Origin of the sequence: Thermococcus pacificus, from assembly GCF_002214485.1 — an archaeon.
GTDB lineage: Archaea > Methanobacteriota_B > Thermococci > Thermococcales > Thermococcaceae > Thermococcus > Thermococcus pacificus.
In genome coordinates this window covers 657415-683148 of the sequence record NZ_CP015102.1, presented here as the reverse complement: position 1 = coordinate 683148, position 25734 = coordinate 657415, and the positions used below count along the sequence as shown (strand labels likewise).

Genomic DNA, 25734 nt, shown 5'->3' with positions numbered 1-25734 from the left:
TCAAAAAGACTAAAAGGTGATGTGCACATTCCCCACCGGTGAGGAAAGTGCGGATTCTGATAATAGGAACCGGGGGCACCATAGCCAGCGCGAGGACAGAGAAGGGCTACAAAGCGGCGCTGAGTGCCGATGAAATCCTCGAGGTGGCGGGAATCAAAAAGAGGAACGGGCTCATCATAGAGACCGAGGACATCCTTAACCTGGACAGCACGCTCATCCAGCCTGAGGACTGGGTAACGATAGGGGAAGCCGTCTTCAGAAACCTCAGCGACTACGACGGCATCGTCATAACTCACGGGACGGACACCCTCGCATACACGTCCTCCGCCCTCAGCTTCATGCTCCGGAACGTTCCAATCCCCGTCGTTCTAACCGGCTCGATGCTCCCGATAACGGAGCCGAAGAGCGACGCCCCCCGGAACCTCAGGACCGCCCTGACCTTCGCCTCTAAGGGGTTTCCCGGAATCTACGTAGCGTTCATGGACAAAATAATGCTGGGAACGAGGGTCTCAAAGGTTCACTCCCTCGGCCTCAACGCCTTCCAGAGCATAAACTACCCGGATATCGCCTACGTGAAGGGCGGCGAGCTGAAGGTTCTCCACAGGCCGGAGGTGCCCCAGGGAGAGGTTATCTTCGACCCCCTTCTGGATCCAAACGTCGTCCACATAAGGCTGACCCCCGGTCTCTCCCCGGAGGTGTTCTCCTCCATAGGGGAATGGAGCCACGGAATTGTTCTCGAAGGCTACGGAGCCGGCGGAATCCCCTACAGGAAGAGGAACCTCCTGAAAGCCGTGGAGAGGGTCGCGGGAGAAAAGCCCGTGGTGATGACCACCCAGGCGGTTTACGGGGGTGTTGACCTCACCCGCTACGAGGTCGGGAGGAGGGCACTGGAAGCGGGAATCATCCCCGCGGGCGACATGACGAAGGAAGCCACGCTGACCAAGCTCATGTGGGCCCTCGGCCACACTGCGGACGTCGCTGAAGTCAGGGAAATTATGGAAAGAAACATTGCCGGGGAAATCACCCCGAGGGGCTGATCAGGCACCTGAGGCCAGCTTCTTGAGCTCGTCATCCCCAATGAGGAGGGGCCTCTCCGATTCTATAACATAGCTCAGCTCCCATTTCACTTCTCCCCGGTTCATAAGCGCGGCGTAGCGCCTCGCCTTCTCCTCCGCCTCCTCCATGCTGGAAGCCTCGACGATCCTCCTGACGTACCACTTCCTGTCGCCGAAGCGAAGCTTGAACTCGGCCATGTACATCGGCACCACCGTTGGGGGTTGGAAAGGAAGTATAAAAACTTAAGGCTCCATTGCCCTGTAAACGCCATCGGTTTCGGTGGCCTCGAAGACCTTTCCACCTTCCTTTGTCCTCAGCTCGACGAGAACTTTAGAGGGAGCCTTCTCCACTTCCTCCTCGACCTTTCTGGTGCTGAGAACCTGTATGAACGCATCTCCGAGCCTTTCAAACTCAAAAACGAGTGCATCATCCTCCCAGCGGTGGCCGCGGTAAGAAACACCGCCCATGCGGAAGGTAACCTCAAGAACGATTTTCATCAACATTCCTCCATATCTTTCTTCGGAATAGGTTCTCATAGGGGGTTAAAAAGGTTGGCAGAAAATGAAAACATCAAACCCTCTTCAGCTTGACAACCTGCTTGGCGAACTCCTCCAAAACCTCCTTCCTCATGCCCTCGAAGAACTTTATCGAGCCCGCGTAACTGTGGCCGCCGCCCTCTATTCCAGCACTCGGCAGTGCCTCCTGGAGCTTTGGAATTATCTCGTTCAGGTCGAAGCCGTAAGCGGCCATTCCGTCCGCGGCTCTGACAACCGCGAAGTCCGGACCATAGGCAAGCGTTAGTATTGGCGAGTCCTCGCCGTACTTCTCCTTGAAGTGGTCGTGGATTAATCCTGAGAGCTTTCCTGGTGAGGGATAGCTGAACTTCGGTGCGAAGAGTTCCACGTCTATCGTGTTGAACCTTATGCCGTTTGGAAGGACGACGCTCTTGACGTGCGGCAGGGAGGCCCTCAAAGCCTTCTCCTGCTTCTCTTTGACCTCGGGGTAGATAGCATTGATAAGCTCGCGGTGCCGCTGGAGGTTGCCGGTGAGGAGGAGTATCTCGTCGATTATTCCGTGGCCGTCCATGAACTTCCAGTAGAAGGCCTCGTGGTCTATCACCTCGGCTATCTTCTTGAGGTCTTCCTCGGTCAGGCCCTTGGTCTTCTTCGCTATCTCGAGGTACTGCTGGAACTCTGGTGCCTTGCTCCTGTCGCCAGTTCCCGCTATTGCCGGCAGGTGCTTTATCTTGTCCTCCACTTCGGGGTTGATGAAGCGGGCCACTTCAGTTGCAAGCATTCCAGCCGTCAGCTCGTAGTAGCCGCGCTTGACGTGGTGGGGATTGACGTGCACGTCAACGTACTCGTCAACCTTGGCCTTGTCCTCGCTGATCCACTCGCGCGGGTCGTGGTGGTCTATGACGACGATGGGAACTCCGTAGGCCCTTATGCGCTTGTAGGCCGGAATGTCTTCGCTCGTTCCTCCATTGTCAACTATAACAACTAGCGGGAGCGGGTCGCCGAACTTCTCGTGGTCCTCGATCATGAATATGATGTCCTTTAGGACATCCTCAAGCTCGTAGAAGGGGGCCCTGCTCGGCCTCCTCTTGAAGAGCTTCCACCTCGCGCCAGAATCCGGTGAAACCTGCTCGATGAGCGGAACTATCGCGTACTCCAGTGCTAGGCCTGAGGTGTAGCCGTCGGCATCGGAGTGGTGTCTCAGGAGTATCGGCCTGCCTTCGAGAATGGCCCTCCTTATCATGAACGCGGCCTTCATTATCTTGGGCTTGAGCTTTTCGAGAACCTCGCTCTCCACGAGGAAGCCGACGTCCTTCGGCTGGGCGCGCTCGTCGAGGGCCCGCTCGATAGCCTGCTTGACCTGGGCTGCATCCGGGCCCCAAAGCCTGGTCATGTCGCTGGCCTCTATCTGGATCTCGCCGGCATGGAACGCGACCTTTCCGATGACCTCAACGACATCGCCGACGTTTATGTTGGGGTAAGCCCTCACTCCCGGGGCCTCGAAGGCAGCAACCCAGGTTATTCCCGTCCCGTCGGTTATCGTGAAGACGGTCGGGCCGCCCGTGACCTGTATCTGAGTCACCCTGCCTCTGAGCCTGACGGTCTTGCCCGCCATGTCTTTGCTGAGCTCCCTTATTGGGGTAACCGGGATCTCCTTCCTGACGACGACCTCCTTGTAGTTCCTGAGGGCAGACTCGACCAGATCAACCTCCTTCTTGTCGGGCCTGACGTCGAGAACCTGGACGAGTATCTCTTCACCGGGTTTGTACTCCCTTCCTCCGAGCAGGTCCTTTCTCTTGATTAATCCCGTAACGTGTGGATTGAGCCTGACGAAGACACCGAAGCGTTCAACGCGGTCTATAGTGCCCTTGTAGACACTCCCGACCTCAACGTCCTCGTAGTCGCAGGTCTTGTCGAGAATGTAGACGACCTTGTGCTTCCTGAGGCAGTCCGGGCAGACCCAGGTAGTTTCCATACCGGGTTCCCAGGGCTCCTTGATCTTTCCACAGATGTCGCAGGCTAGAACCCTGCCCGTTCCGCCGCAGGTCGGGCAGGTGTCGTAAACAGGAACGACTCCCTTCCCGTGACACTCGGGACAGGGTATCTCATCCACCTCGTCCTCAACTCCAAGGTAGTCGAGGTTGCGGTAGCCCTTCAGCTTGTCGCCCACATTGAAATCAGCGGGAACGTAGCCCCACCCTTCGCACACGGGGCACTCCTTCTCGCCAACTTTAACTTTCCCCGTTCCACGACACTCTGGACACTCTTTAACCACCATGAGCATCACCTTAGAAGCCTCTTACTGGAGAACTCTTAAGCCCTGGATGGCTTATAACCTTTTGTCTCCCCCCTAAAAAAGCCCCAGAAAAAGACCATCGAGAGCGCATAGAGCAGCGCGGTTATCATGAAGGGCCACGTGAGCGAGACGTCGAAGAGTATGCCGCCGAGGTACTGACCGGCCCCAAAGGTCGCCGTCCAAGAGAGGTTGTTCAGCGCCATCGCCGTTGAGCGCTCTTCCTTCTTAAAGAGGCTCATCATGAAGGAGTTCCATATGGGGCTGACTATGTTCATAAGAATCGTCCTCACGGTGTAAACGGCTGCCGCTATGTAGAACGTCGGGGAAAGGGGCATCGCGGCGATCAGAACACTGGCACTCCCATTGAAAGAGACTATCGTCTTCACGCTGCCCAGCCTGTCGGCTATCATCGGCAGGAGGAACGTGCCCAGACCCATTATGAACTGCTGGAGAGCGAAGAGCCACCCTATACTCTCAAGGCTCGTCCCAAAGCGCTGGTTGAACCAGAGGCCGACGTACGGAATCGTAACTCCCGCGCCGAGACCGATGAGGGCGCTCGGGAGGGCAAAGCGACCTATCCTGAAGAGCAGCTCCCTGTTCAGGTTCAGCGACTTCTCGGAATGGGCGAGCACCGACTTCACGACCGCCACCAGGACGAACCGGACTGGGATTATGAAGAGCACGAGGGAGAAGACCTCGCGGTAGGTGAGGTACCTCGGGAGGAAGCCAGCGAGGACGAGGCCGATTGCGGAGCCTATCGTCCCAACGGCGGAGGATAAACTGAACAGGTAGTGCCTTTTCACGTCCGTGACCTCGCCGCTGAGGAGTGCCATGAAGGAGGGGCCCTCGAAGGCCATTCCAACCCCGAGCAGGACTCCACCGAGGACGAGAGGGATCAAGGCCGGGTAGAGCACCTGGACCAGCCGACCGAAGAACATGAACGAGATTCCCATGAGAACGGCCCTCTTGTAGCCGATCCTGGCCCCCAGCGGGCCGGAAAACAGGAGTACCGAGGCCTGGGCGAGCGTCGAGAGGGAGAATACCATGCCGATTCCGGTGTAGTCGTAGCTGAGCGATTTCAGGTAGAAGGGGAATATGAACCAAGCTATGTTGTCGCCCAGCCAGGAGACGAAGGAGTAGGCCACCAGAAGCCACGCGTCCCTGCTGAACCCCCGGTAATTCTGCAATGACATGAACGTTCAGATGCTCATCGAGTATATAAAAGTACCGGGAACACTGCCAGGGGAGAATGGGGAACGAAAAACGGAGAAGCAGGCCAATCTAGATTTTCGTGAATTCTGTAACGGTAACAAGTTTAAGGTCAATCTCAACATTTATAACCCTTCTCGATGAAGAGTTTTCCGCGATGATGAGTGAATCCAATGCTGACCGGATGATGAACCCCGAACCTGAGCGCACAAAGGACGAAAGGCGAACCACGATGGAGGAGAAACTTGAGGAGATATACGAAGGCATAGAGGAGCTCAGGAAGGAATTCGACGGCAGGAAAGCGCCGGACGCCCTCGGCTGGGATGACATAGCGCAGGAAGTGGTGGGAGCGATAACCTTCGCACTGCCGTTCCTATTCACCGGCGAGCTGTGGGAGATAGCCAAAGATATCTCCCTGGAGCGCTCCCTGGCGATTTTCCTGATGACGCTGGTTGTGGCTTACCTCTTCATAGCAAAATCCAGGATAGGCAACCTCAAGAGGGAGGAGATGTTCCATATACCCAAAAGACTCTTCACAGTGGCAGTCATAGCGTATCTAACCTCTGCAGGGTTGATATACCTCTACGGCATCAACCGGATAGCTGATTTCAACGTGGCCCAATACCTGAACGCGACCGTTCTCGTGAGTACCTTCGCGGTAATAGGCGCGATAACTGTAGACCTGGTGAAGTAAATGCGAGTCGTAACTGGAAGCAGATGGGAGGAGTTTGCGGAGGAAAACTCTGCTCTTTTCCCAGAATACCGGAAAAACCGTGATGAACTGTTGACTTTTACCAGCTCACTCAAAGGGAACGAGACAGTCGTAACTTCAAGCCTTGAGCTGATTGACCTGATCGCCTGGAGGTTCCGAAAGGGCGAGGAGAACGTTCTGATATACTCGGACACTGGAAAGGCCCTCACGCTCAAGGAAGTCTATGAGCTGAGGAAGTACCTCGACTTCGACGTTCGCGGTGGCTTCTCGGGTGAAGAAGCGAGGACGAGCGTCCTGTTCGTTGAGGGAAAGACGGACGCCAAGTTCTTCAAGGCGGTCTTCAAGAAGCTCTTTGAGTTCAAAGAGAGCAGAAGTGCCCCGAGAAATTTAAGGTTCATTGAACGGGTTTTCGAGCGCGACAACTTCGACCTGCTCAGGCGTGAGGGGGACAACTACTACCTCGCGGTGATTCCGAGCGAGGGAAACTCTGGGGTCATCAGGAACCTCGGAAACTTCCTGAGGGCGATGGACGTCTTCGACTTCAGGGTCGACAGAGTAGGGGCGGCAATAGACGTAGATGAAGACCGAGAGAGTGCCCTCGCATCCATAACCGGGAAGCTCTCCGGTTTCAAACACGAAAAGACCCCCTTGGGCTACCGCGTCGGCGAAACCGAGGTGGTTCCGCTCATAATAGGCCTTCCCTTCGAGGACGAGCTGATAGAGTGGAAGAAACCGACGGTTGAAGACCTAATGCTCCACCTCATAGCGAGGGAGGGACTGCTTGATAAGGTAAAGCCCGGCCTGAGGGCACTCAACGAGAGCCTCGGGAGAAAGCTCAAGCCAAAGGAGGTCATGTATTTGGCGCTCTCGGCCTACGGGCACTGGGGGAACCTTGAAGGCTTCTACGAGCTGTTCGTCATGCGCTCCCGCTTCAGGAACCTGAAGGCGGTCCTGAGGGAAGCTAGGCTGATGGAGGAGCTCTCCTACCTGGCCGGAATGGAAGTGGGTGGGAGGCGTTGAGTTTTTATTCCCCCGTTCCAACCTAATTCGGTGGTGAAGGTGAAGCTGGTTTCATTCGACGTCTGGAACACTCTCCTAGACATAAACGTCATGCTCGACGCTATGGCGGTTGAGCTCTCGAAGCTCATGGGAGCGTGCATAGTGGACGTTGTCGAGGGCATGATGCTCACGAGGGAGAGGATAAAGGCCATGCGCGCCAAAACGGCTGGCGACCCGACCAGGGCCCTGGAGGAGAGCCAGGAGATGCTGGCCGAACTCCTCGGAATCGACGTCGAACTCGTTAAGAGGGCCGCCGCGAGGGCAGTTCTTGGAGTTGGGGACGAGATAGTCCTGCCGGGAGCAAAAGAGGCCCTTGAGGGCGTCAAGCGGAGAGGCCTGAAGGTTACCGTGACGGGCAACGTGATGTTCTGGCCAGGCTCATACACGAGGCTTTTGCTCGAGCGCTTTAGGCTCATGGACTACATCGATAAGACCTTCTTCGCGGACGAGGTCAGGGCTTTCAAGCCAATGAGGGAGATGTTCGAGAAGCCTCTCAAGGCCTTCAACGTGAAGCCGGAGGAAGCGATACACATCGGCGACACAAAGGCGGAAGACTTCGAGGGAGCTTTGAAGGCCGGAATGTGGGCCGTCTGGATAAACCCGGAAGCGGAAGGAGTAAGGCAGATCCACGAGAGGGGCTTTGAGGTTCCGGGCGTTGAGGGGATTTTGGAGGTGCTGGAGCTGACAAAAGGGAATGATATTTAAGTTAAAGCACCAAATATGATGATGAGAGGTTTGAGTGAGGTTATTGAAAGGCTGGAAAGAATAGAAAAGCTGCTCATAGCACTTAACTCAAAGGTGGATAACTTTCTTGGATATGAGAGTCTGACAAAAAAGGAGCGTGAGGAGCTCAGAAAAATGAGGGAAGAGGTCAAGAGAGGCGACTTCGTGAAGTTCGAGGAACTCTTCGGTGAAGACTGACGTACGATGAGTGAATTGCTTCAGGAAGTGATACCCCCGTTATTTTGACAATATGAGGAGCATACTGAAAATTGTTTTAAGTAACAAAAACACAAAACAATACTCCGGGTGGCACAAGATGCACCTTCTCCCAGAGCAAAAACCACACGAAACTGGGTCTGACTTCGAGCTTTCCCCGAAGCTAATAAGGGAGAATGATACCACCCCCTATCAGAGCAGTATAGTTATCGATGCCGAGCGGGGCGCAGCACTCGCTGAGAGATTATTCCAGATATATTCGAATGAGGGCATTTTTGGGAAAAGAGAGATGCCAGAGGATTATCCGCCCAAGGGCGTCAAAATAGGATCAAGAGAACACCTGCTGTTTTTGACCCTCACCGTGGCCATAGATTACATGAGAAACGCAGACGCACTATGGGAGAGCGCAAGAAAAACGTTCGAAGACCCTGAAACGCAGTTCGTATTCTTCCCCGAGAGATTGGCTGAAATTCCTTTGAGGGAGATAGAGAATGTAAAATCCGCCCTCACCAAGTACAAACTTGCATTAAGACCAAACCGAGATACGAATATCTGGCTTACAATTGCTATGAGCCTCCACGAAGAATGGAACGATGATCCCAAGAATTTCTTGGAGAGTATGGAATTTGATGCCCTTAAAATCATAGAATATCTCACAAAACACAGAACAAAGTATCCAAACTTGAATGGGGAGAAAATAAGATCCCTATGGTTGAGAATGCTTAGGGACAACGCAGGTATTCTGCTAGACAACCTTGAAAAAGTCCCCATTCCCGTAGACGTTCATATAACCCGAGCTACGCTAAGCTTGGGCATAATACGTGGAAACTTTGAGGGCACATTGGACGAGTTCAGAGAAGTGGTGGCAAATGCGTGGATGGAATCCACAGAGCAACTTAGAAAGTCTGGGAAACATATTATATCCCTCGATTTGGACAGGCCTTTATGGCACCTCTCCAGAAACGGATGCAGTTATAGAGGAGGAACACACCCCGAATCCTGCCCTAAATTTGAAAAATGCCCGTTTAGAGAGTATTGTACCTCAGGAGAGATCAAAATCAAGAGAAAAGGAAAACACCAATACTGGGTGCACTTGAAGACTTAAATCTTTCACTTCTTCCCCATTCCGAGCCACGCCCCCAAGCCAACCTGCCGCGTCTTCTGGTAGCGTAGGTCCTCCTTACGGTAGCCAAAGGCCCTCAGAATTCTCTCCACCGCCGGCAGAACCTGGTTCTCGATGTAGTATTCCGCATCGTACTTGTGCTTTGTCGGATCGAACTCGTCGAACGGTATAGCCCTGTCCCCAATCCTTCCAGAGCCTTTGAGCACGATGTAGCTTATGACCGTCCCGGGCCGGATTTTTATTCCCCTCGCGGCGAGGCGCTTTGCAACAGCCACATGCGGGCCGGTGGCCTTGTAGTCCTTCAGGTCGCGAGTTATCTGCTCGTGGATGACAAGCTTCTCTGGTGGAACTTCGTACTTGCTGAGCTTTTCCGTCACCTCTTTGACAATCTTTACAGCTTCCTCAACGTCACCGTGCTTGAGTATCGCCTCAAGAACCCTCGCCTGCGTCTCCTTTGCTATCTCGCTCCAGTCACGCCTGACTATTTCAAGCCCGCGCGTCGTTATCTTGTCTTCCTCGTCTATAACCGCGTACTTCTTCTTCGTCACGAAGAAACCGCGCTTGTAGAAGCCCTCGTACTCCAGCTCGAGCAGGCCGGGCAGCTTGGCGTTAATATACTTGAGGAACTCCTTGGACTTCTTTTTGACGGTTTCGGCATCAGCTCCTGGGATTGTCGCGAAAAACCCGTCGGTGTCTGCGTAAAGCACTTTAAAGCCAAATTTATCCTCTATTTCCCTTATCGTGGTCTCGATGTACTGCCTGCCCCAAGCTGTCACGCTCTCGGCGCACTCCCTGCAGTACCAGCGGGCCTTTGCGTAGCCGTAGTAACCGTAGAAACTATTAGCAAGGATTTTAATGGCCCGTTGCCTGTAATCAAGGAGCTTCTTCTCGATCGGGTCTATCGTGGCCTTCATGTTCTTCTTTATCTTCTGCCTCTCCTCCAAAAGGTCTCCGAGGAGGCTCGGAATGAAGCCGGGGAAGTCCTTGCAGAAGCGGTGTCCCACCTGAGGAGCCACGTCGTACTCCTTACAGCCCTCCCTGTTGAGCGTATCTGGGGAGACGTTGTGTGTAATAATTATAGAGGGGTAGAGAGAGCGAAAATCTAAGTAGACTATGTTTTCCCACAGTCCTTTCTCAGGCTCCTTGACGTATCCACCCGCGTAGCTCTCCCTTCTCCTGGCCAGTTCCTTCTCGTCTGGCTTGTTTGGTGCAAGCTCGTTCCTCTCGTAGGCCTTCCTCAGCAAAAACCACTCGACGAGGTTTCCGGTACTCGAGCGCGAGACATCCCAGAGGCTCTGGCCTACGAGACGCGAGAGCTGGGCCTCCATCGGGAAGAACTCTTTTCCGAGCTCGTAGGTTACCTTAGCATCTTCCATCGAGTAGCGGGCCACCCTTTCTAATCCCTCGCCCGTCTCCCAGGCCTGCGTTATCTCTTCCGCGTAGACCTTCTCCTTTGGCTGTCCAAAGATGGCTTCATATACTGCCTCAAGGGTGTAAGTGGGCAGGTTAATCGTCCTCCTTATGACGGGGTAGAGGTCGAAGTGAATCCTTCCCTTGACCTCCACTGCAAAGCGGTCGCCCATCCTCTGAATTTTCGGCTCACTGCCGTCCCTCCCGAGGATGAACTTGACGCCGAGCTTCTCGGAGCGCTTCTTGAGGTAGGCGAAGTCGAAGTTATCGCCGTTGTATGTTATTAGCACGTCGGGATCCTTCTCCTTGATGACCCTGAGGAAGCGCTTTATCATCTCCTTCTCAGTGGAAACGACGTCAACGTAGGGGAGGTCGATATTCTTCCAGGTAATAACGCGCGCCCCTTCCTCGTCGGCGTAGCTTATCATCAGGATGGGCCCTTCGGCGAACTCCTCGCCCTCGTGGTAGAGCGTCTCGATGTCGAAGGCGAGCATCTTAAGTTCTTCATCGCCCTCCATCGGGATTAAGCCCTTGTCTATGAGGTAGCGCTTCGCGAAGGGGATGTCGTACTCGTAGATGTCCACAACGGCTGGATGTTCCCTTATTTTGTCTCTGATTGCGGGAACGTCCTGGGGGTGGGTGAAGTAGAGCTTCCAGACCTCTATCGGCCTGCCGAGGAACTTCTTCTTCACCTTCTCGGCCCTGACGACCCTAACGGTAGTGCCGTGCCTCTCCGCGGTTATCTTTTTGACGTCTTCAATCGCAGAATCGTCCTTCAGGAGGGCATAGAAGTAGGGCTCAAAATTCCTGTCGTACTCGATCTTAAACTCGCCCTTCTCCTTCCTGAATATCCTGATGACGGGCTTTCCGTCTTCGGTAATGTAGTCGGCATCGAGGATCATAACTCACCACCCATAATCTTGTAAAACAGTTCTGGGCGTATCCTAAACCCGACCGAACGCAGAGCATTAAATAGCTCGTCGTCAGTCTCCTTCAAAAGACCGGCATCCTTAAGAAGCCTCAGGACTGCCACCGTGCCAATGACACTAAGTCCCTCCAATCTCGCCGCTTTGCGGGCCTTTAAATCGTCCAATATGACAAACGCTCCGAGTTCCTTGGCGAGTGCTATTGCCTCCAATTCTCCATGGTGGAGCCCTGAATAGCCGGGCAGAGCCTCTCTGGAGGGAGAAGCCATCTTAACCTCCCCGGACTTCAGCAATTTTGAGAGAACCGAGCTAACTTCGTCTTCTTTGGCGTTGATATCTTCAACAACGGCCTCTGGAACAAAAACTTCGCCGAAGAGTCTAACCGCGTGCTTTAGGTATCCGAGCTTTGCGAGGGCTATGACGGGAGAAGAGTTAAAGACGACCCTCACGTTTCAATTCCTCCCGAATCTCCTTCAGCTTTGAGAGTTCAAGCTCGGCTTCTTCTTCGTCAAGGAGTGAATATTCAACGCCCAGCTTGTCAAGAAGAAATGAAAGCTCTTCGAGTTTCATGTCCAAGAGTTCTGCGGCCTTCTCAAGAGTTATTTGGTGACTTACAAGCAGGCCTATCACTTTGAAGAACCGCTCCTTTTCCTCGTAATCTTTGAAGAGGGGAAAGTTGAACACCAGCCGGTTAACTTCTTCCATGCCACTCACCAGTAGATATTAGGCAAAGGAGCTAATAAACCTCACCACCACCTTTTTAAACCTCCCATCAAAGTCCCGCCCATGGAACTGTTTTACCGCGTGAGCTTCCAGGAAGTGGTGGCGGACGCGCTGATGCTCGTTGAGGAGCGCGAGCTGTCTTCCAAGCACGCGCTTGAGAGAGTCTTTAAGCGAGTGGTCGGAAAGGACCGCGAGAAGGCGAGAGGTTTGGCCCACGCCTACGTCTTCGAGATAGAGAAGTGGCGGGCGAAGATAGACTTCATAATCAACTCGGTTTTGAAGGGCTCAACCGTTGAAGACCTCGACCCCTACCTGGCAAACCTCCTCCGCATAGGGACCTTTGAGATACACTTCCGGAAGGTTCCTCCCGCGATAGCGACTGACTCAATAATCCGCGTGGTTAAAGAAAAGTTCGATTTCTCCCGCGCCAAATTCGTCAACGCGCTGATGCACTCGATAGAGAAGTTCGACGTCGAAAAGGCTCTAAAGAGGCTCAAGGAGAAGGACAGGATAGAGTGGTTGAGCGTTCGCTTCTCCCACCCGCGCTGGTACGTGGAGTATGTTATCGACCTTTTCGGCTACGACGAGGCGGTAAGGCTTCTCCTCAGCAACAACAAACCTCAGCGCTACTATGTAAGGGCCAACACGCTGAAGACGGACGTTGACTCGCTGAGGGACTACCTTGAGGAAAACGGCGTTAGGACTGCCTTAACTCCGGTTCCTGACGTTTTGAAGGTTCTTGAATACAAGACGCCGGTCACGAGGCTCGACTGGTATAAACAAGGGAAGTTCGTGATCCAGGATTTGGCCTCAGCATATGTCGCCCACGTTCTGAATCCTGATCCGGGCGAGAGGGTTCTCGATTTGGCGGCGGCCCCCGGCTCGAAGACATTCCATGCGGCGGCGCTGATGGAGAACAGGGGCGAGATAGTTGCTGTGGATTATTCCTACGACAGATTGATGAGAATGAAAGAGAAAATGAAGCTTTTGGGGATTAAAAACGTCAAACTGGTTCACGCCGACGGCCAGAGCTTCAGGGATAAAGATAAGTTCGACAAAATAATCCTCGACGCGCCGTGTTCAAGCTCCGGGACTTACCGCCAGTTCCCGGAGGTGAAGTGGCGCTTCGACGGGGAGAAGATTAAGCGCATAATCAGCGTGCAGAGGAACATGCTGAGGAATGCTTACGAGAACCTCCGCAACGGCGGCGAGATGACATACTCAACATGCTCGATCAGAATCGATGAGGACGAGGAGAACGTGCTCTTCGCGGTAAACCGCGTTGGGCTGGAGCTTGTTCCCTACGAGTTCAGCTGGGGTGATAGGGGCTTCCTTGAGATTGGGGATAAAGTCTTCCGGGCCTGGACTCACAGGCACGACTGCAACAGCTTTTTCATTGCAAAATTGAGGAGAGGTTAGACCAGCGGCTTCCTCCTCACTGGCCCCCTCGGGTATTCTTCCTCGAATACCTCTGCAGTAAAGCGGTAGACCTTCGTGTCCTCATCGAGCCAGCAGTCGGGTGGAAGGCCGGCTTTCCAGCAGGTCTGCGCTAAAAACTCCTCCTCGTCCCAGCCCCACTCTATCGGAACCTGCGGGAGCAGTAAGCCCGAGTAGATGCCCTTCTCTATGAGTAACCCATCCCTGCCGACCTTTATCTTCTTAGGCCTCTCCTCGGGCGGGCCTTCAACAGGTTCAGGAGGAGTTAGAACGCTGACCTCAACAACAAGATCGTCAAGCTCGCTCTCCCTCACCGGCGGGAAGCGCGGGTCGTCAACAGCGGCGTAGATTGCCGCCTTTATCGTCGCTTCAACGAGTGGATAAATCGGGAGTGGAAAACCTATGCAACCACGAAGAGCAGCCTGAGGCGGAACGTCGTGCCTGTTGAGGGTGACGAAGACGCCCATCTTCTCCCACAGCTCCGGTGGGGTATCTTCCGGAGGTTTTATCGTTCTGCCGTGCCTCACGTACTCCTCGACGGCTTTCCTCGCGAGCCTGACGAGGAACTCACCCCATTCATCCTTTATCCTGTACATGCACCTCACCCCAATGATATGATGCACCCGAAGGGTTATTTACCTTTCCCGCAAAATTTAAAAGATTGCCGAAAAAGATTAAGTCGGGTGTCGAATGTGGTCATAGTGGAGTTCGTAGTCGTCCCCCTCGGCGAGAGGAGCCTGAGCCGATACGTGGCCGAGGTAGTAAAGCTTTTAGAGAGTAAGGGTGTTAAATATCAACTGACGCCGATGTCAACGATAATAGAGGTTCCGACCGTGAAGGACGCGTTCGCAGTGATCGAGGAGGCCCACGAGCTGATGTTCAAGCTCGGCGCCGAAAGGGTCTCCACCACCATCAGAATCGACGACAGGCGTGATAAGGAGCGGAAGATGGAGGACAAGGTGAAATCCGTCATGGAAAAGGTTAGGGGTGGTTGATATCAAGGCACTGGTTCTTGCCATAGACCGCGACGACGACTTCGGCCAGAAGGCCGGCGTTGAGGGGCCCGTGATAGGGAGAGACGCCTGTGTAGACGCGGCTTTAAAGCTCAGTCTGGCAGATCCCGAAGACAGCGATGCGAACGTTGTTTACGCTGCCGTGAAGCTCCACGACGAGCTCAAGGAGAGCGGTGAGTTTGACGAGGTCGAGGTTGCCCTCATAACCGGACATCCAAAGGTCGGGCTGAAAAGCGACATGGAACTCGCGAGACAGCTTGAGGAGGTTCTCAAGGTTTTTCCGGCCGATGGGGTTATTCCCGTGACCGATGGTGCTGAGGATGAGCAGATTTTTCCCATCATAACCTCCAGGGTTCCAATTTTGACGTCTCACCGCGTTGTGGTCAAGCAGAGCGAGGGCATAGAGACGACCTACTACATCATCTACCGCTACATGAAGGAGATACTGAGCGACCCGGAGGTCGCCAAAGTTGTCCTCGGAATTCCGGGAATGATACTACTCCTCTACGGCATAGCAAGGCTCATAAGTGTCTGGTATCCCGAAAGCGTTAAGATAATCTCGGCGACGATAACGGGCACGATACTACTTCTCATCGGCGGCTACTTCTTCACCAAGGGCTTCCGCTTCAACGTAAGGGAAACGGTCACAAAGCAGTTCGTTGTCGTCATCTCCGTCATAGCCGGCTCGCTGATAATCGCGGGCGGCGCAATAAACGCCTACTTCCGCCTCGAAGAATACGCCTTAGAGCTGATAGGAAGCTACCCCGGAACGCCGCTGCTTGCGACGCTTATCTACATCAGCGCCCTCAACGCGTCGCTTATACTGGGAGTCTCCGTCATGATAACCGGTAAGGTCATCCAGTCCTACCTTAAGAAGGACTACCACATCTGGTACCAGTCCTCGGCGCTCTTAATGATGCCGGCAATGTGGGTGACGATAGACCTCACCACGAGGTACGCGATGGCCATACTCACTCTGTCGGATATAGAGGTGTTCACAAAGCTCCTGCTGGCCATCATGGACGTGGCCGTCGCAATTCTTGTAGGCGTGTACATGAGAGGAAAAGTTAAGGGATGGGAGAAAGTTGAAGCTGGAGCAAGCGCTTGACGAGTACGAAAGGAAGAGGGAGAAAGCCCTGAAGGAAGCTGAGAAAATAAGGAAGAATTACAACAAACGGCTGGAGAAGAAAGTAAGGGAGATTCTGAAGAGAATAGACAAGCTGGATAGGAAAGACATTCCAAAGAACGTGGACGATAGCATAAAGAAGATAGTGACCGCAGAGCGCAGGAGCTACGTCACCGCCCTCAGAAACGCCCTCAGCAGCGTGAACGACATGGAAAGCCTGGGAAAACGCCTCCCAGACCTGGCGAAGCTCCACGTGGGGCACGGGAGGTACCTTCTCATAATCTTTGAAAAGGACGTTTACGCCATAAACCGCCTTCTCAAGGAGCTGAACGAGGAGTACCTGAACTACCACAACGAACTGGCTGAGAAGGGGCTGGAAGACCTCAGGATCAGGGAAAAGATGCGGGAGATCGAAGATGTAAAGAAAGACATTGAGAGGGTGAAGGATGAGCTCACTGAGCTGACCGAGAGGCTCCGTACTGGGGAGAGGGAACTTGAGGAGTTCTACGACAGGGAAGGTCTCCCCAAACTGGAAGAGGAAATCAAGAGGCTCTCCTCAAAGGTGAAGAACGAAGAGCTGGAGGTCCGCTCGAAGGTTTCAAAGCTCCAGAAGCCCGTGAAGAGGATGCGCCTCCACGAGCCGATAGCTGAAGAGCTCGTAAGGGACAGCTCCGTTGCGCTTGGGCGGCCCAAGGAGTTCATCGAGTTCGTCAGAAAGATTGAGCCGAAGCTCGAACCCAAGCAGAGAAAGGCAGCGAAGTGGCTCCTTGAGAACCTTGAAGAGAGGGCAGAGGAGATAAGGGCCCGGAGGAAAGAGCTCAGGGAACTTGAGGTGAGGAGGGAAGAGATCCTCTCAAGGGGGCACGAGCTGGAGGAGGAACTCAAAAGGCTAAAGAGATTGATAGAAGAAAGGGAAGCAGAGCTCAAAAAGCTCGGGAACAGGCTGGAACACCTTGAGAGTGAGCTGGAGAAGGAAATCGAGAGGCTTGAAAAGATACTGGGCACGGAAATCGAACGGTAGGCTTATAAGTTAGGCTTCCCTAATTCTTTTGGGTGGTGAGCATGTTTAAGGTTGATAGACTGCGCTTCGGAACGGCCGGGATTCCGCTCTCAACACCGAAGCGCTCAACGATTGATGGCGTAGCCCACGTGAGGAACCTGGGTTTAGATGCCATGGAGCTCGAGTTCGTCCGTGGGGTCAACCTCAAGCCGGAACTGGCGAAGAAGATAAAGTACGTGGCCAAAAAGCACGACGTCCTGCTCACGGCCCACGCTCCATACTACATCAACCTCAACGCGGCTGAGAAGGCGAAGGTCGAGGCCAGTAAGAACAGGATAATCCAGAGCGCAGAGCGCCTGCACGACGCCGGTGGCTGGAGTGTGGTCTTCCACGCGGGTTACTACCTCAAGCAGCCCCCTCAGAGTGTTTACCAGAAGATACTCGAAGCCCTCAGGGACATCGAGAAAAAGCTGATGGACAAAGGGATCAAGGTCTGGATAAGGCCCGAGCTGACGGGAAAGCCGACCCAGTTCGGAGACCTTGAGGAGATAGTGAAGCTCAGCGAGGAGCTTGAGATGGTTCTCCCGACGATAGACTTTGCCCACGCCCACGCGAGGAGCAAGGGGGAGTTCAACAGCATAGAGGAGTGGCGGGAGATGCTCTCCCTCCTGGAGGACAGACTGGGCAGGGAAGCCCTAGACAATATGCACATACACATGTCGGGCATAGAGTACACTGCCAAGGGCGAGAGGAGGCACCTCAACCTCCAGGAGAGCGACATGAAGTGGGAGGACCTCCTAAAGGTTCTCAAGGAGTTCAAGGTCAAAGGAGTCGTCATAAGCGAGAGTCCCAACATAGAGGAAGACGCGCTGCTGATGAAGAAGAAGTACGAGGAGATAGAGGCCTGAACCTTTAGTAGGCCTCCGCGAGGGCAGGCTTGGAATACCACCTATGCTCATCAACCTCGATCCTTAGGCCTTCCAGCGGCTCCAGCCTCTTGACCTCGTAGCCTTTGCTTTTGCCCCACTTCTCGATCTGCCTTATGACGATCCTCGTTCCCAGTCTGGCCAGGGGGTAGAACGGTATCAGGAACGGGTTGTTCTTCATTACCGCAGGCAGTCCCCTCGTAACTTCCCGCATCATGTGCTTCCAGGCGTAGTACAGGTGGAGGAACTGGCCGTAGGTGATCATGTCGTCGATTTTGTAGAACTCCTGGTCCTTGAGGAGGCCCATGGGCACGAACGCCAGAGGTGTGACCGTGAAGTGCGCCCTGTTGCCGAGCTTTTCCTCGAGTTCCTTCTCCATCGTGACTATGAGGCGGGCCGTCATTATCTCGTATTCATCGGTATCACCTGGGAGGCCGAGGATTGTGGTATAAGCTGGGAACCAGTAGTTCTTGTTGAAGACGTAGGTTCCATTGAGCAGAACCCAGGGCCACTCCTCGGGCGAGAAGGGCTTCATCTTGTTGTTCATGTATTTGCCTATCAGCTCGGGCGAGGCCGTCTCGAAGCCAACCTGTATGCCCACCCAGTGGTTCGGTCCGGCATCGACTATCTCGGAGATCCGCTCTATCATGTCCGGAATCGCCAGGGCCCCTGCCACCGAGCCGTGGGTCGGGTTCACGTTCCTCGTGTACCTCCTCGCGACCTCAAAGAGCTCCACAACGGCCTCTGCGTTGGGGTAGAAGTTCTTCTTGTCCTCCACCCGGTAGAGGAATACGTCCTCGCTGTGCAGCCAGGCGTGGTCTATTCCAGCGTTCACGTTGAGCCTTATTTCCTCTTCAATCTTCTCGATGGGTATATAGCGGGCCACCCTCAGGTTGGGCTCGCAGAAGCGGCACCCCCTGCCGCAGCCCCTCATGACCTCGACAAGCCCCTTGTAGGACGGAGCTACTATCGTTGGTATCTGCTCCACCCTCGGCCAGCCCCTCACGAATACCGCCTCGTCGGCACTCCCGCTCTCTATGTCCCTGAAGATTTCGCCCGCTACGTGATCCACCTCACCCATCACAACGTGGTCTATTCTAAGTTTCTCCCGCTCTTCCCTTCTAAATTCGAGCTGCCATGCACCGGGCCCGCCAACTACAAGCTTGAACTTCAGCCCCTTTGCCTCCCGAACCCGGTTTATCCTGTTGATCAGCTCCCTGAACTTGACGCTCGTGTAGTTCCTCCACTGGCCACCGTTCGTGAACATCATGCTGACAGGCCCGAGGCCGAGGGGGTCCATTTCGTAAAGGGCAACTATCGTGGTTTTCCCGTCAATGAACCGCTCCACCGCCCGCGGATGGGCTACCACTACTTCATCCCTATTGAAGCCATCCCTCAGCAGTGCCGCTTCAACCTTTCTCAGCCCGTAAGGGGCCTGGCTTAGAACACCGTTCTCATCCGGTAACTGGGTGTCAAAGAAGCGAAAGACCCACTTCGGCAGTTTATCGTAGGGCGCACAGCCCAGAAAATCGAGCAACGGCACGTCATGGTACGTGCTCGTCAGGGTTTCGTCCGTCGTCAGGACGATGCGGGCCATTTTATCACCTCATGGGTATGAAGAAAATCTTGCATATATATGCGTTTCGGATTTCTCTAAAGTGGATTGATAAAACTAAAAACATTCCGGGTTAACACTAAAAACCATGGTAAAAAAGAGTCGAATGACCTACGGACGCTCAATCATCCCGTGCCTTTCCAGAATTTCTAGCACTTTTTCCACGGGCAGTGCATACCTCACGTGCCCGTTGCCTTCAACTGTTTTCGCCTGCAGGAGAGCGTTGATTATCGCCTCTTCCGTCGCCTCGGCGGTAGCTCTGAAGAGCCTGCTGAGGGAGTTGTCGGGTAGGAAGCTCACGAGTTCGGGTTCCTTCCCCATTGGAACCGTCTGGGCGGTAGAGAATGCTAAAACAACGTCGCCGCTCCCGTGGTAGGCGTAGCCGCCGGTTCTCGCCAATCCTACAACGGCCCTCTTTGCGAGCCTCTTCAACTGCCTCGCTGTAAGGGGCGCATCCGTAGCAACTACCATGGAGATGCTTCCCTTTCCGGAGGTGCCCCTGCCGGGGTAGTCCTTCAGGCAGAGTCCAACCGGAACGCCGGCGATGGTCAAGTCCTCCCTTCTGCCAAAGTTCGCCAGGACGAGGGAAGCTACCGTGTATTCTTCCCCGCCAATCTCAACGACCCTTGACGATGAGCCTACACCTCCCTTGAACTCGAAGGCGCTCATTCCGGTTCCCGCTCCAACTGAACCCTCCTCGAAGTCGAGTTTGGCTCTCTTAACGGCCTCGAAGTAGTGCTCCTCACGGACGGCCATCCTCCGAATGTCGTTCAGGTAGGAGTCGTTGCACTCCATAACTACCGGCGAGACGCTCTTCAAATCCGGGTTCAGCTCGATCATGTGCCTGACCATTGCGCTCGCAACGGTGTAGACGCTCAGCGTGTTTGTTAAAGCGATGGGCGTCTCAATGTAGCCGAGCTCATTTACCTGGACGAAGCCTATCGGCTTGGAAAAGCCGTTCATGACGAAGGTTGAGGCAAAAAGTCTCTCCCGGTAGGGGTTTTTCACGGGCGGTAAAAGGACTGTGACGCCAGTCCTGATGTTTTCACCCTCGATGAGCGTCTTGTGCCCAACTCTGACGCCCAGGTCCGCTATGGAGTTCCTCTTTCCGTGCTCATGAATCCCAATTTTTATCCCAAGTTCGGGGGCCTTCATGCTACCACCGGGGATACTTCTCAGCAAAGCTTAACAATTTTGTCCAATCAACCCTTATAAAGAACGAAAACCGAGTTGTTGGCATGAGGATAAGGCCCACCCAGCTTGTGCTCCTCATTCCGCTGGCTTTCCTGATGGTCTTTTTCTACATCCCCCTAGTCAGCATTATCTACATGGGGCTGTGGGACAACGGCCCCACGCTCAGGTACATCAGCTCTGTTCTCGCGAACGACTATCACAGGCGCGTCATCCTATTCACGGTCGGGCAGGCGATAGCCTCGACGCTCCTGACCCTAGCTTTCGGGCTCCCCGGGGCGTACATCTTCGCCAAGTACGATTTTCCCGGGAAGAGGGCGGTAAAGGCCGTTCTGACGGTTCCCTTCGTGATGCCGAGCGTTATGGTTGCCCTCGGATACATCCTGCTCTTCGGGAAGAACGGGTTTGTGACTGGGCTAATCGGGCGTGATCTCGGAATACTCTACTCCTGGAAGGGCATACTCCTAGCCCACGCGTTCTACAACTTTCCCATCGTCATCAGGATGGTCTCGTCGCTCTGGCAGCGCATCAACCCACACTACGAAGAGGCCGCGATGGCCCTTGGAGCGAGGGGCTGGAAGCTCTTCTGGCGCGTAACGCTGCCCATGCTCTCCCCGGCGATATTTGCCTCCGCGATGCTCACCTTCGTCTTCTGCTTCCTGAGCTTCTCCATACCCCTCATCATCGGCGGTTACCAGTACGCCACCATCGAAGTCGACATCTTCACCTCTATAATGACGCTCCTCGACTTCAAGACCGGCTCTGCCCTGGCGATAATCCAGATAACCCTGAGCGTGGTCTTCATGTATATTTATCTCCGCTCCCTCGACGCCTACGCCAAGAGGGAGGAGCAGAGGGTCTTCAGGAAGCCGGTTCCCTTCACAAAAAGGGACTGGCTGAGCCTCAGGGGGCTTGCAATAGCGGTTTACTCTTTCATAGTCTTCATCTTCATCGTTTCTCCGCTTCTGGCGGTTATCTACGACTCGCTCCACTTCAACGGCCAGTGGAGCCTCGAATGGTACAGGAGGGTATTCTCTGCCGAGTACAATCCGATGTTCGGGGCGACGACGCTGGGGGCGGTGAGGAACTCCCTGACCTTCGGCCTCGCCACGGTGTTTCTCTCGGTCCTCGTGGCCCTGCCCATAGCCTACGCCCTCCACCGCTGGAACTTCAGGGGAAAGAGGCTCTTCGACGTCTTAGCGATGCTCCCGCTCGCGAGTTCGGCGATAACGCTGGGCCTCGGTTACATCAGGGTATTCCACGCCACACCGCTCTACTACACTATGTGGATCGTAATAGCGGCGCACACCGTCATAGCCTACCCCTTCGTCCTGAGGGCCGTTTCTACGAGCCTCAAGAAGATAAGGCCGAACCTCTTCGAGGCGGCGCTCAGTCTGGGGGCGAGGGAGTGGAAGGCTTTCCTGAAAGTGGAGCTGCCACTGGCCATCGGCGGCGTGATAGTGGGGGCGATCTTCGCCTTCGCCATGAGTATAGCGGAGCTGGGAGCGACCTACATGCTGGCGAAGCCGGAGTACACGACTATGGCTGTGGCAATATACAAGTTCCTCGGGGCAAGGCAGTTCGGGAGCGCCTCTGCACTCTCGGTTCTCCTGATGGCGATTTCAACGCTGAGCTTCCTGGTGATAGAGAGGATAGGTGAGGAGGTATGGTGAGGGTCGAGCTGAGGGGCGTTATCAAGAAGTGGGACGACTTTAAGCTGGAAATAGGCGAGTTGAAGGTCAAGGACGGCGAGTTCCTCACGCTACTCGGGCCGAGCGGCTGCGGGAAGACCACGACGCTGAGGATGATAGCGGGCTTTGAGAGACCCGACCGGGGCGAGATACTCTTCGACGGAAAGCCGGTGAACGATTTACCCCCCTACGAGCGCGGGATTGGGATAGTGTTCCAGGACTACGCCCTCTTCCCGCACATGACCGTCTTCAAGAACATCGCCTTCGGGCTTGAGATGAAGAGACTGCCAAAGCCGGAGATAGAGAGGAAAGTCAGGTGGGCCCTTGAGCTTGTGGGTCTGACCGGCTTTGAGAACCGCTATCCAGAGCAGCTCAGCGGCGGCCAGCAGCAGAGGGTCGCGCTGGCGAGGGCCTTGGTGGTTGAACCGGAGGTTCTGCTCCTCGACGAGCCGCTCAGCAACCTCGACGCCAAGATAAGGGAACGCCTGAGAGGAGAGATAAAGAGGATCCAGCGCGAGCTTGGGATAACCACTATCTACGTCACCCACGACCAGGAGGAGGCCATGGCGGTAAGCGACAGGATAGCGGTCATGAACGTCGGCAGGGTAGAGCAGGTCGGAAAACCGCTGGAGCTCTACTACAGGCCAAAGACCGAGTTCGTGGCGAGGTTTCTTGGTTTAAGCAACATACTGGAGCTTGAAGCGGAGAACGGGAGGGCCTGCCTCAACGGGCTCTGCTTCGACGTTGCGGGGGAAGGGAAGGTCAGGGTCTTCTTCCGCCCGGAGAGCGTCTACATAAAGTCAGGGGACACGGCGGAGGTAATCGACTACGAGCTCCTGCCCGGGAGGATAAGGCTGAAGCTCGGGATTGAAGGCGAAGTAATCCTCGCGGAGCGCTTCCTCGAAGAACTGCCCTTCAGCGTGGAAGAAATGCCGGAGCGCGTTGGCATCGAGGTGAGGAGCTTCTCGGTGCTGGATTGAGGGTGTCCTCGATACCTCTTCTCAGGACCCCACCCTTTCATCTTTTAACATTTTTGCGTTAAAAAACATTTAAAAAACCAACCTATTAGGCAAAAACAAGTCAATTCACGGAGGGTAAGCTCATGGGCTGGTTTGAGGACTACTTCGAGTTTGATAAGCACAGAACAGATATGAAGACCGAAATCCTGGCCGGCGTTACCACCTTTATGACGATGGCTTACATCCTCTTTGTCAACCCCAGTATACTCAGCGATGCCATGGGTAAAGAGGCCTTCAACTCGCTGGTGGCAGTTACTGCCTTGGCAGCCGGTTTCGCGACAATCCTGATGGGCCTCTACGCCAAGAAGCCCTTCGCCCTCGCTCCGGGAATGGGCCTCAACGCCTACTTCGCCTACAGCGTCGTCCTCGGGATGGGCTACGACTGGAGGATAGCCCTCGCGGCGGTCTTCGTCGAGGGCCTGATATTCATAGCCCTCAGCGTCACCAAGGTCAGGAGCGCGATAATCCACGCCATCCCGCTCAGCCAGAAGTACGCCGTCGGAGCCGGAATCGGGCTCTTCCTCGTCTTCATCGGCCTCAACGATGTGGGCCTTCTCACCGCCGTCGTCAACGACTCAGGTGTCCTCCAGTTCACCGGGCTGAACACGGGCGCTCTCGCAAGCAAGGAGATAGTGCTCTTCTTCTTCGGCCTCTTCCTCGCGGCGATACTCATATCGCTCCGCATCAAGGGAGCTTTGCTGATCTCGATAATAACCACCAGCGTCCTGGGCTGGCTGACTGGGGCCGCCCCCTGGCCCGACCACCTGTTCTCAACGCCTGACATAAGCTACACCTTCCTCAAGATGGACCTCAAGGGGCTTCTCAACGTCGGGGCACTGGGAGTCATCTTCGCCTTCTTCATGGTGGACTTCTTCGACACCCTCGGAACGGTCACCGGACTCAGCGCCAAGGCCGGCTTCCTGACGAAGGACGGAAAGGTCCCGGATGCTGAGAAGGTTCTCCTGACCGATGCAATAGGAACCACCGTCGGTGCCGTCCTGGGAACCTCAACCGTCACGACCTACATTGAGAGCGCCGCGGGAATAGAGGAGGGTGGAAGAACCGGGATGACAGCCCTCGTCACCGGCCTGCTCTTCCTCGGAATAGGCCTCTTCATAGCACCCCTCGCCGGGGCGATACCGGCCTTCGCAACAGCGCCTGCGCTCGTCATAGTCGGCTACTACATGCTCAGTGCCGTCAAGGAGATAGACTTCACCGACCACACAGAGGCCATTCCGGCATTCCTCGTGCTCGTTATGATACCCTACACATACTCGATAGCCGACGGAATAGGAGCGGGCTTCATAAGCTACACACTGCTCAAGCTCTTCAGCGGCCGCGGAAGGGAGCTCCACCCGCTCATGTACGCCCTGGCAATTGTGTTCCTGGCCTACTTCGCCTACCTCGGTGGAGCCTTTTGAGGCCTTTTTACCATTTTTAAAGGGGTAAAGAAGAGCGGCATTCATTCTGAAGCTTTTTCGTTCTCGGCGAGCTTCTCCTTGATGAACTGCTTGAGGACGTAGGGACACTCTTCCTGTACGAACTGGGCGAACTCCTTGATGCGTTTAACGGTGATATCGTGGACGTAATGCTCAAACTGGCAGGCGTCCTGTTCCGCTATCTCCGGCGGAATGCCGAGGATGTCGATGAAGAACTGCGTGAGGAGCAGGTGCTTGGAGTAGGTAGCTTCGGCCACCTTTCTTCCTTCATCTGTCAGGAGGATCCTGTCGTACTTTTCATACTCGACAAGGCCCTTGTCGGCGAGCTTTTTGAGGGCATCGACTACACTGGGCGGCTTCACGCGCATCGTTTTAGCTATGTCCTTGACGCGGATAACGCCCTTGTTCTTGTGCAGGAGGTACATGGTCTCAAGGTACTCCTCTTCTCTCTTACTTATTTCCAACGGCCTCACCGCATTAGGTTGGCCAAAAATGTTTAAGTAGTTTTCGCAGGGAGACGAGCTTCACACCGCTCGGACACCTTAACAGGGGAAGAAGTTTTTTGGCCGACCATAGACTTTTCTCTGAAAACTTACCCTTTAGGGCGGGGGAGGTCAGCTCAACCGCAGGGCAAAGCTTATAAAATCATCCCCAAAATTCCCACTCGGACACGGGCCGGTAGCTCAGCCTGGTTAGAGCGCGGGGCTTTTAACCCCGTGGCCGCGGGTTCGAATCCCGTCCGGCCCGCCATAACAACAAACTTCACTAACAAGCTTCTGGAAAAAGTTTGACCAAAAAATTCTCCCTCTGAGTGAATAATACTGGCGTGCACGTTTCAGAACCATCTTTCAGAAGGCACGCACTTCCCGTCAACGCTTTGCACCAGCTAAAACAAGTTTCAACTTCCAATTAACGCCCGAAGGGCGTTATTCCCACAGTGAAACACTGCAGAACCAGCAAGTGGAAGAGCAACCCCCTCAAAACAGGGATTCCATAAACACGACATGCAACCTTAATCAAACTTCACGAAAGTAAAGTTTGTCAGAATGGCGCCCGGGTCGGGATTTGAACCCGAGTCACGGGAGTGACAGTCCCGTATGATGGGCCTGGCTACACCACCCGGGCATGTGAGTGGCCGGCGGCGTCCCCGGTTTCCCGCCCCCTCTCGGAGGGCAGTACACCCGGGATCGCTGGCGGGCTTAACTTCCGGGGTCGAAACGAGACCGGGTGTGACCCCGCCGCTATGACCGCCGTACCGGTACCAACCTTTCTAGACGGGTTTATAAATTTTGCGGTCGGACATGGAAAA

At 54.7% G+C, this 25734-nt stretch carries 25 protein-coding genes, 2 tRNA genes and 1 rRNA gene; 15 read left to right on the top strand and 13 right to left on the bottom strand.

Features of this window, described 5'->3' with window-relative positions; all coding sequences use genetic code 11:
• Positions 1 to 47: 47 nt before the first annotated feature.
• Positions 48 to 1037 (top strand): asparaginase, encoded by a 990-nt coding sequence (locus A3L08_RS03780; RefSeq protein WP_088853764.1) that lies wholly within the window; start codon positions 48 to 50, stop codon positions 1035 to 1037.
• Here the strand turns inward: A3L08_RS03780 and A3L08_RS03775 are convergent, their stop codons facing one another.
• The 4 genes from A3L08_RS03775 to A3L08_RS03760 all read right to left on the bottom strand — a co-directional run bounded on the left by A3L08_RS03775 (position 1038) and on the right by A3L08_RS03760 (position 5060).
• Positions 1038 to 1259 (bottom strand): hypothetical protein, encoded by a 222-nt coding sequence (locus tag A3L08_RS03775; protein WP_088853763.1) that lies wholly within the window; start codon positions 1257 to 1259, stop codon positions 1038 to 1040.
• Between the two features lie 39 nt (positions 1260 to 1298).
• Entirely contained in the window at positions 1299 to 1553 is a 255-nt protein-coding gene (locus tag A3L08_RS03770) for a hypothetical protein (protein WP_088853762.1), read from the bottom strand.
• 73 nt (positions 1554 to 1626) lie between these two features.
• Complete coding sequence (locus A3L08_RS03765; protein ID WP_088853761.1) at positions 1627 to 3849, bottom strand: DHH family phosphoesterase; 2223 nt, start codon at positions 3847 to 3849, stop codon at positions 1627 to 1629.
• Between the two features lie 35 nt (positions 3850 to 3884).
• On the bottom strand, positions 3885 to 5060 hold the full coding sequence (locus A3L08_RS03760) for an MFS transporter (RefSeq protein WP_088853760.1): 1176 nt from the start codon (positions 5058 to 5060) through the stop codon (positions 3885 to 3887).
• Between the two features lie 248 nt (positions 5061 to 5308).
• Between A3L08_RS03760 and A3L08_RS03755 the strand changes: the two genes are divergently transcribed.
• The 5 genes from A3L08_RS03755 to A3L08_RS03735 all read left to right on the top strand — a co-directional run bounded on the left by A3L08_RS03755 (position 5309) and on the right by A3L08_RS03735 (position 8891).
• Complete coding sequence (locus A3L08_RS03755; protein ID WP_232461763.1) at positions 5309 to 5770, top strand: DUF2391 family protein; 462 nt, start codon at positions 5309 to 5311, stop codon at positions 5768 to 5770.
• Complete coding sequence (locus tag A3L08_RS03750; RefSeq protein WP_088853758.1) at positions 5771 to 6808, top strand: DUF3226 domain-containing protein; 1038 nt, start codon at positions 5771 to 5773, stop codon at positions 6806 to 6808.
• A gap of 39 nt (positions 6809 to 6847) precedes the next feature.
• On the top strand, positions 6848 to 7552 hold the full coding sequence (locus tag A3L08_RS03745) for an HAD family hydrolase (RefSeq protein WP_088853757.1): 705 nt from the start codon (positions 6848 to 6850) through the stop codon (positions 7550 to 7552).
• A gap of 15 nt (positions 7553 to 7567) precedes the next feature.
• Positions 7568 to 7768 carry a hypothetical protein gene (locus A3L08_RS03740; protein WP_157721582.1) on the top strand — a complete coding sequence of 67 codons (201 nt, stop codon included), beginning with the start codon at positions 7568 to 7570 and terminating at the stop codon, positions 7766 to 7768.
• A gap of 118 nt (positions 7769 to 7886) precedes the next feature.
• Positions 7887 to 8891, top strand: a complete 1005-nt coding sequence (locus tag A3L08_RS03735; RefSeq protein WP_088853755.1) for a hypothetical protein — start codon at positions 7887 to 7889, stop codon at positions 8889 to 8891.
• A 5-nt stretch (positions 8892 to 8896) separates the two neighbouring features.
• On the opposite strand, the gene A3L08_RS03730 is transcribed toward A3L08_RS03735, so the two are convergent.
• From A3L08_RS03730 to A3L08_RS03720, 3 genes are read right to left on the bottom strand one after another with little or no spacing between them, the layout of a single operon-like run.
• A complete protein-coding gene (locus A3L08_RS03730) occupies positions 8897 to 11221 on the bottom strand; it encodes a DNA polymerase (protein ID WP_088853754.1) in 2325 nt (774 codons plus the stop codon).
• Complete coding sequence (locus tag A3L08_RS03725; RefSeq protein ID WP_088853753.1) at positions 11218 to 11694, bottom strand: DUF3368 domain-containing protein; 477 nt, start codon at positions 11692 to 11694, stop codon at positions 11218 to 11220. Before A3L08_RS03725 ends, A3L08_RS03730 begins: the two co-directional genes overlap by 4 nt.
• Positions 11678 to 11950: a hypothetical protein gene (locus tag A3L08_RS03720; RefSeq protein ID WP_088853752.1), complete on the bottom strand. Its 273-nt coding sequence runs from the start codon at positions 11948 to 11950 to the stop codon at positions 11678 to 11680. Before A3L08_RS03720 ends, A3L08_RS03725 begins: the two co-directional genes overlap by 17 nt.
• 81 nt (positions 11951 to 12031) lie before the next feature.
• Here A3L08_RS03720 and A3L08_RS03715 point away from each other — a divergent pair, with 81 nt between their 5' ends.
• A complete protein-coding gene (locus A3L08_RS03715; RefSeq protein WP_088853751.1) occupies positions 12032 to 13387 on the top strand; it encodes an RsmB/NOP family class I SAM-dependent RNA methyltransferase in 1356 nt (451 codons plus the stop codon).
• On the opposite strand, the gene A3L08_RS03710 is transcribed toward A3L08_RS03715, so the two are convergent.
• Positions 13384 to 14001 (bottom strand): TIGR00296 family protein, encoded by a 618-nt coding sequence (locus tag A3L08_RS03710; protein ID WP_088853750.1) that lies wholly within the window; start codon positions 13999 to 14001, stop codon positions 13384 to 13386. The genes A3L08_RS03715 and A3L08_RS03710 overlap by 4 nt on opposite strands.
• Positions 14002 to 14097: 96 nt before the next feature.
• Here A3L08_RS03710 and A3L08_RS03705 point away from each other — a divergent pair, with 96 nt between their 5' ends.
• The 4 genes from A3L08_RS03705 to A3L08_RS03690 are packed head-to-tail and all read left to right on the top strand — an operon-like array spanning position 14098 to position 17452.
• Positions 14098 to 14400: an MTH1187 family thiamine-binding protein gene (locus tag A3L08_RS03705; RefSeq protein ID WP_088853749.1), complete on the top strand. Its 303-nt coding sequence runs from the start codon at positions 14098 to 14100 to the stop codon at positions 14398 to 14400.
• Positions 14393 to 15526: a DUF373 family protein gene (locus A3L08_RS03700; RefSeq protein WP_198362135.1), complete on the top strand. Its 1134-nt coding sequence runs from the start codon at positions 14393 to 14395 to the stop codon at positions 15524 to 15526. The genes A3L08_RS03705 and A3L08_RS03700 overlap by 8 nt, the downstream gene beginning before the upstream one ends.
• Positions 15504 to 16565 carry a hypothetical protein gene (locus A3L08_RS03695; protein WP_088853748.1) on the top strand — a complete coding sequence of 354 codons (1062 nt, stop codon included), beginning with the start codon at positions 15504 to 15506 and terminating at the stop codon, positions 16563 to 16565. The genes A3L08_RS03700 and A3L08_RS03695 overlap by 23 nt, the downstream gene beginning before the upstream one ends.
• 41 nt (positions 16566 to 16606) lie before the next feature.
• A complete protein-coding gene (locus tag A3L08_RS03690) occupies positions 16607 to 17452 on the top strand; it encodes a deoxyribonuclease IV (RefSeq protein ID WP_088853747.1) in 846 nt (281 codons plus the stop codon).
• Between the two features lie 4 nt (positions 17453 to 17456).
• On the opposite strand, the gene A3L08_RS03685 is transcribed toward A3L08_RS03690, so the two are convergent.
• The gene (locus A3L08_RS03685; RefSeq protein ID WP_088853746.1) at positions 17457 to 19067 is read right to left on the bottom strand and encodes a B12-binding domain-containing radical SAM protein; all 1611 of its coding nucleotides are present in this window, start codon (positions 19065 to 19067) and stop codon (positions 17457 to 17459) included.
• A 129-nt stretch (positions 19068 to 19196) separates the two neighbouring features.
• A complete protein-coding gene (locus A3L08_RS03680) occupies positions 19197 to 20240 on the bottom strand; it encodes a DmpA family aminopeptidase (RefSeq protein ID WP_088853745.1) in 1044 nt (347 codons plus the stop codon).
• An 83-nt stretch (positions 20241 to 20323) separates the two neighbouring features.
• Here A3L08_RS03680 and A3L08_RS03675 point away from each other — a divergent pair, with 83 nt between their 5' ends.
• The 3 genes from A3L08_RS03675 (at position 20324) to A3L08_RS03665 (ending at position 24407) form a co-directional block, all read left to right on the top strand.
• Positions 20324 to 21949, top strand: a complete 1626-nt coding sequence (locus tag A3L08_RS03675; RefSeq protein ID WP_088853744.1) for an ABC transporter permease — start codon at positions 20324 to 20326, stop codon at positions 21947 to 21949.
• The gene (locus A3L08_RS03670; protein ID WP_088853743.1) at positions 21943 to 22947 is read left to right on the top strand and encodes an ABC transporter ATP-binding protein; all 1005 of its coding nucleotides are present in this window, start codon (positions 21943 to 21945) and stop codon (positions 22945 to 22947) included. The genes A3L08_RS03675 and A3L08_RS03670 overlap by 7 nt, the downstream gene beginning before the upstream one ends.
• Before the next feature lie 122 nt (positions 22948 to 23069).
• Entirely contained in the window at positions 23070 to 24407 is a 1338-nt protein-coding gene (locus A3L08_RS03665) for an NCS2 family permease (protein WP_088853742.1), read from the top strand.
• 41 nt (positions 24408 to 24448) lie between these two features.
• Here the strand turns inward: A3L08_RS03665 and A3L08_RS03660 are convergent, their stop codons facing one another.
• Positions 24449 to 24889, bottom strand: coding sequence for a metal-dependent transcriptional regulator (locus A3L08_RS03660; RefSeq protein WP_088853741.1), 441 nt, complete (start codon positions 24887 to 24889; stop codon positions 24449 to 24451).
• A gap of 208 nt (positions 24890 to 25097) precedes the next feature.
• Between A3L08_RS03660 and A3L08_RS03655 the strand changes: the two genes are divergently transcribed.
• A tRNA-Lys gene (locus tag A3L08_RS03655) sits at positions 25098 to 25175 on the top strand.
• A gap of 297 nt (positions 25176 to 25472) precedes the next feature.
• Here the strand turns inward: A3L08_RS03655 and A3L08_RS03650 are convergent.
• Both A3L08_RS03650 and rrf read right to left on the bottom strand, forming a co-directional pair.
• A tRNA-Asp gene (locus A3L08_RS03650) sits at positions 25473 to 25550 on the bottom strand.
• A gap of 8 nt (positions 25551 to 25558) precedes the next feature.
• Positions 25559 to 25680: ribosomal RNA gene (gene rrf, locus A3L08_RS03645) — 5S ribosomal RNA — on the bottom strand.
• Positions 25681 to 25734 lie beyond the last annotated feature (54 nt).

Bases quoted from the DNA above. Each gene is read 5' to 3' on its own strand.
- A3L08_RS03775 (WP_088853763.1), bottom strand. From the start codon at position 1,259: ATGTACATGGCCGAGTTCAAGCTTCGCTTCGGCGACAGGAAGTGGTAC.
- A3L08_RS03770 (WP_088853762.1), bottom strand. From the start codon at position 1,553: ATGAAAATCGTTCTTGAGGTTACCTTCCGCATGGGCGGTGTTTCTTAC.
- A3L08_RS03765 (WP_088853761.1), bottom strand. From the start codon at position 3,849: ATGGTGGTTAAAGAGTGTCCAGAGTGTCGTGGAACGGGGAAAGTTAAA.
- A3L08_RS03760 (WP_088853760.1), bottom strand. From the start codon at position 5,060: ATGTCATTGCAGAATTACCGGGGGTTCAGCAGGGACGCGTGGCTTCTG.
- A3L08_RS03755 (WP_232461763.1), top strand. From the start codon at position 5,309: ATGGAGGAGAAACTTGAGGAGATATACGAAGGCATAGAGGAGCTCAGG.
- A3L08_RS03750 (WP_088853758.1), top strand. From the start codon at position 5,771: ATGCGAGTCGTAACTGGAAGCAGATGGGAGGAGTTTGCGGAGGAAAAC.
- A3L08_RS03740 (WP_157721582.1), top strand. From the start codon at position 7,568: ATGATGATGAGAGGTTTGAGTGAGGTTATTGAAAGGCTGGAAAGAATA.
- A3L08_RS03735 (WP_088853755.1), top strand. From the start codon at position 7,887: ATGCACCTTCTCCCAGAGCAAAAACCACACGAAACTGGGTCTGACTTC.
- A3L08_RS03730 (WP_088853754.1), bottom strand. From the start codon at position 11,221: ATGATCCTCGATGCCGACTACATTACCGAAGACGGAAAGCCCGTCATC.
- A3L08_RS03720 (WP_088853752.1), bottom strand. From the start codon at position 11,950: ATGGAAGAAGTTAACCGGCTGGTGTTCAACTTTCCCCTCTTCAAAGAT.
- A3L08_RS03715 (WP_088853751.1), top strand. From the start codon at position 12,032: ATGGAACTGTTTTACCGCGTGAGCTTCCAGGAAGTGGTGGCGGACGCG.
- A3L08_RS03710 (WP_088853750.1), bottom strand. From the start codon at position 14,001: ATGTACAGGATAAAGGATGAATGGGGTGAGTTCCTCGTCAGGCTCGCG.
- A3L08_RS03690 (WP_088853747.1), top strand. From the start codon at position 16,607: ATGTTTAAGGTTGATAGACTGCGCTTCGGAACGGCCGGGATTCCGCTC.
- A3L08_RS03685 (WP_088853746.1), bottom strand. From the start codon at position 19,067: ATGGCCCGCATCGTCCTGACGACGGACGAAACCCTGACGAGCACGTAC.
- A3L08_RS03680 (WP_088853745.1), bottom strand. From the start codon at position 20,240: ATGAAGGCCCCCGAACTTGGGATAAAAATTGGGATTCATGAGCACGGA.
- A3L08_RS03675 (WP_088853744.1), top strand. From the start codon at position 20,324: ATGAGGATAAGGCCCACCCAGCTTGTGCTCCTCATTCCGCTGGCTTTC.
- A3L08_RS03670 (WP_088853743.1), top strand. From the start codon at position 21,943: ATGGTGAGGGTCGAGCTGAGGGGCGTTATCAAGAAGTGGGACGACTTT.
- A3L08_RS03665 (WP_088853742.1), top strand. From the start codon at position 23,070: ATGGGCTGGTTTGAGGACTACTTCGAGTTTGATAAGCACAGAACAGAT.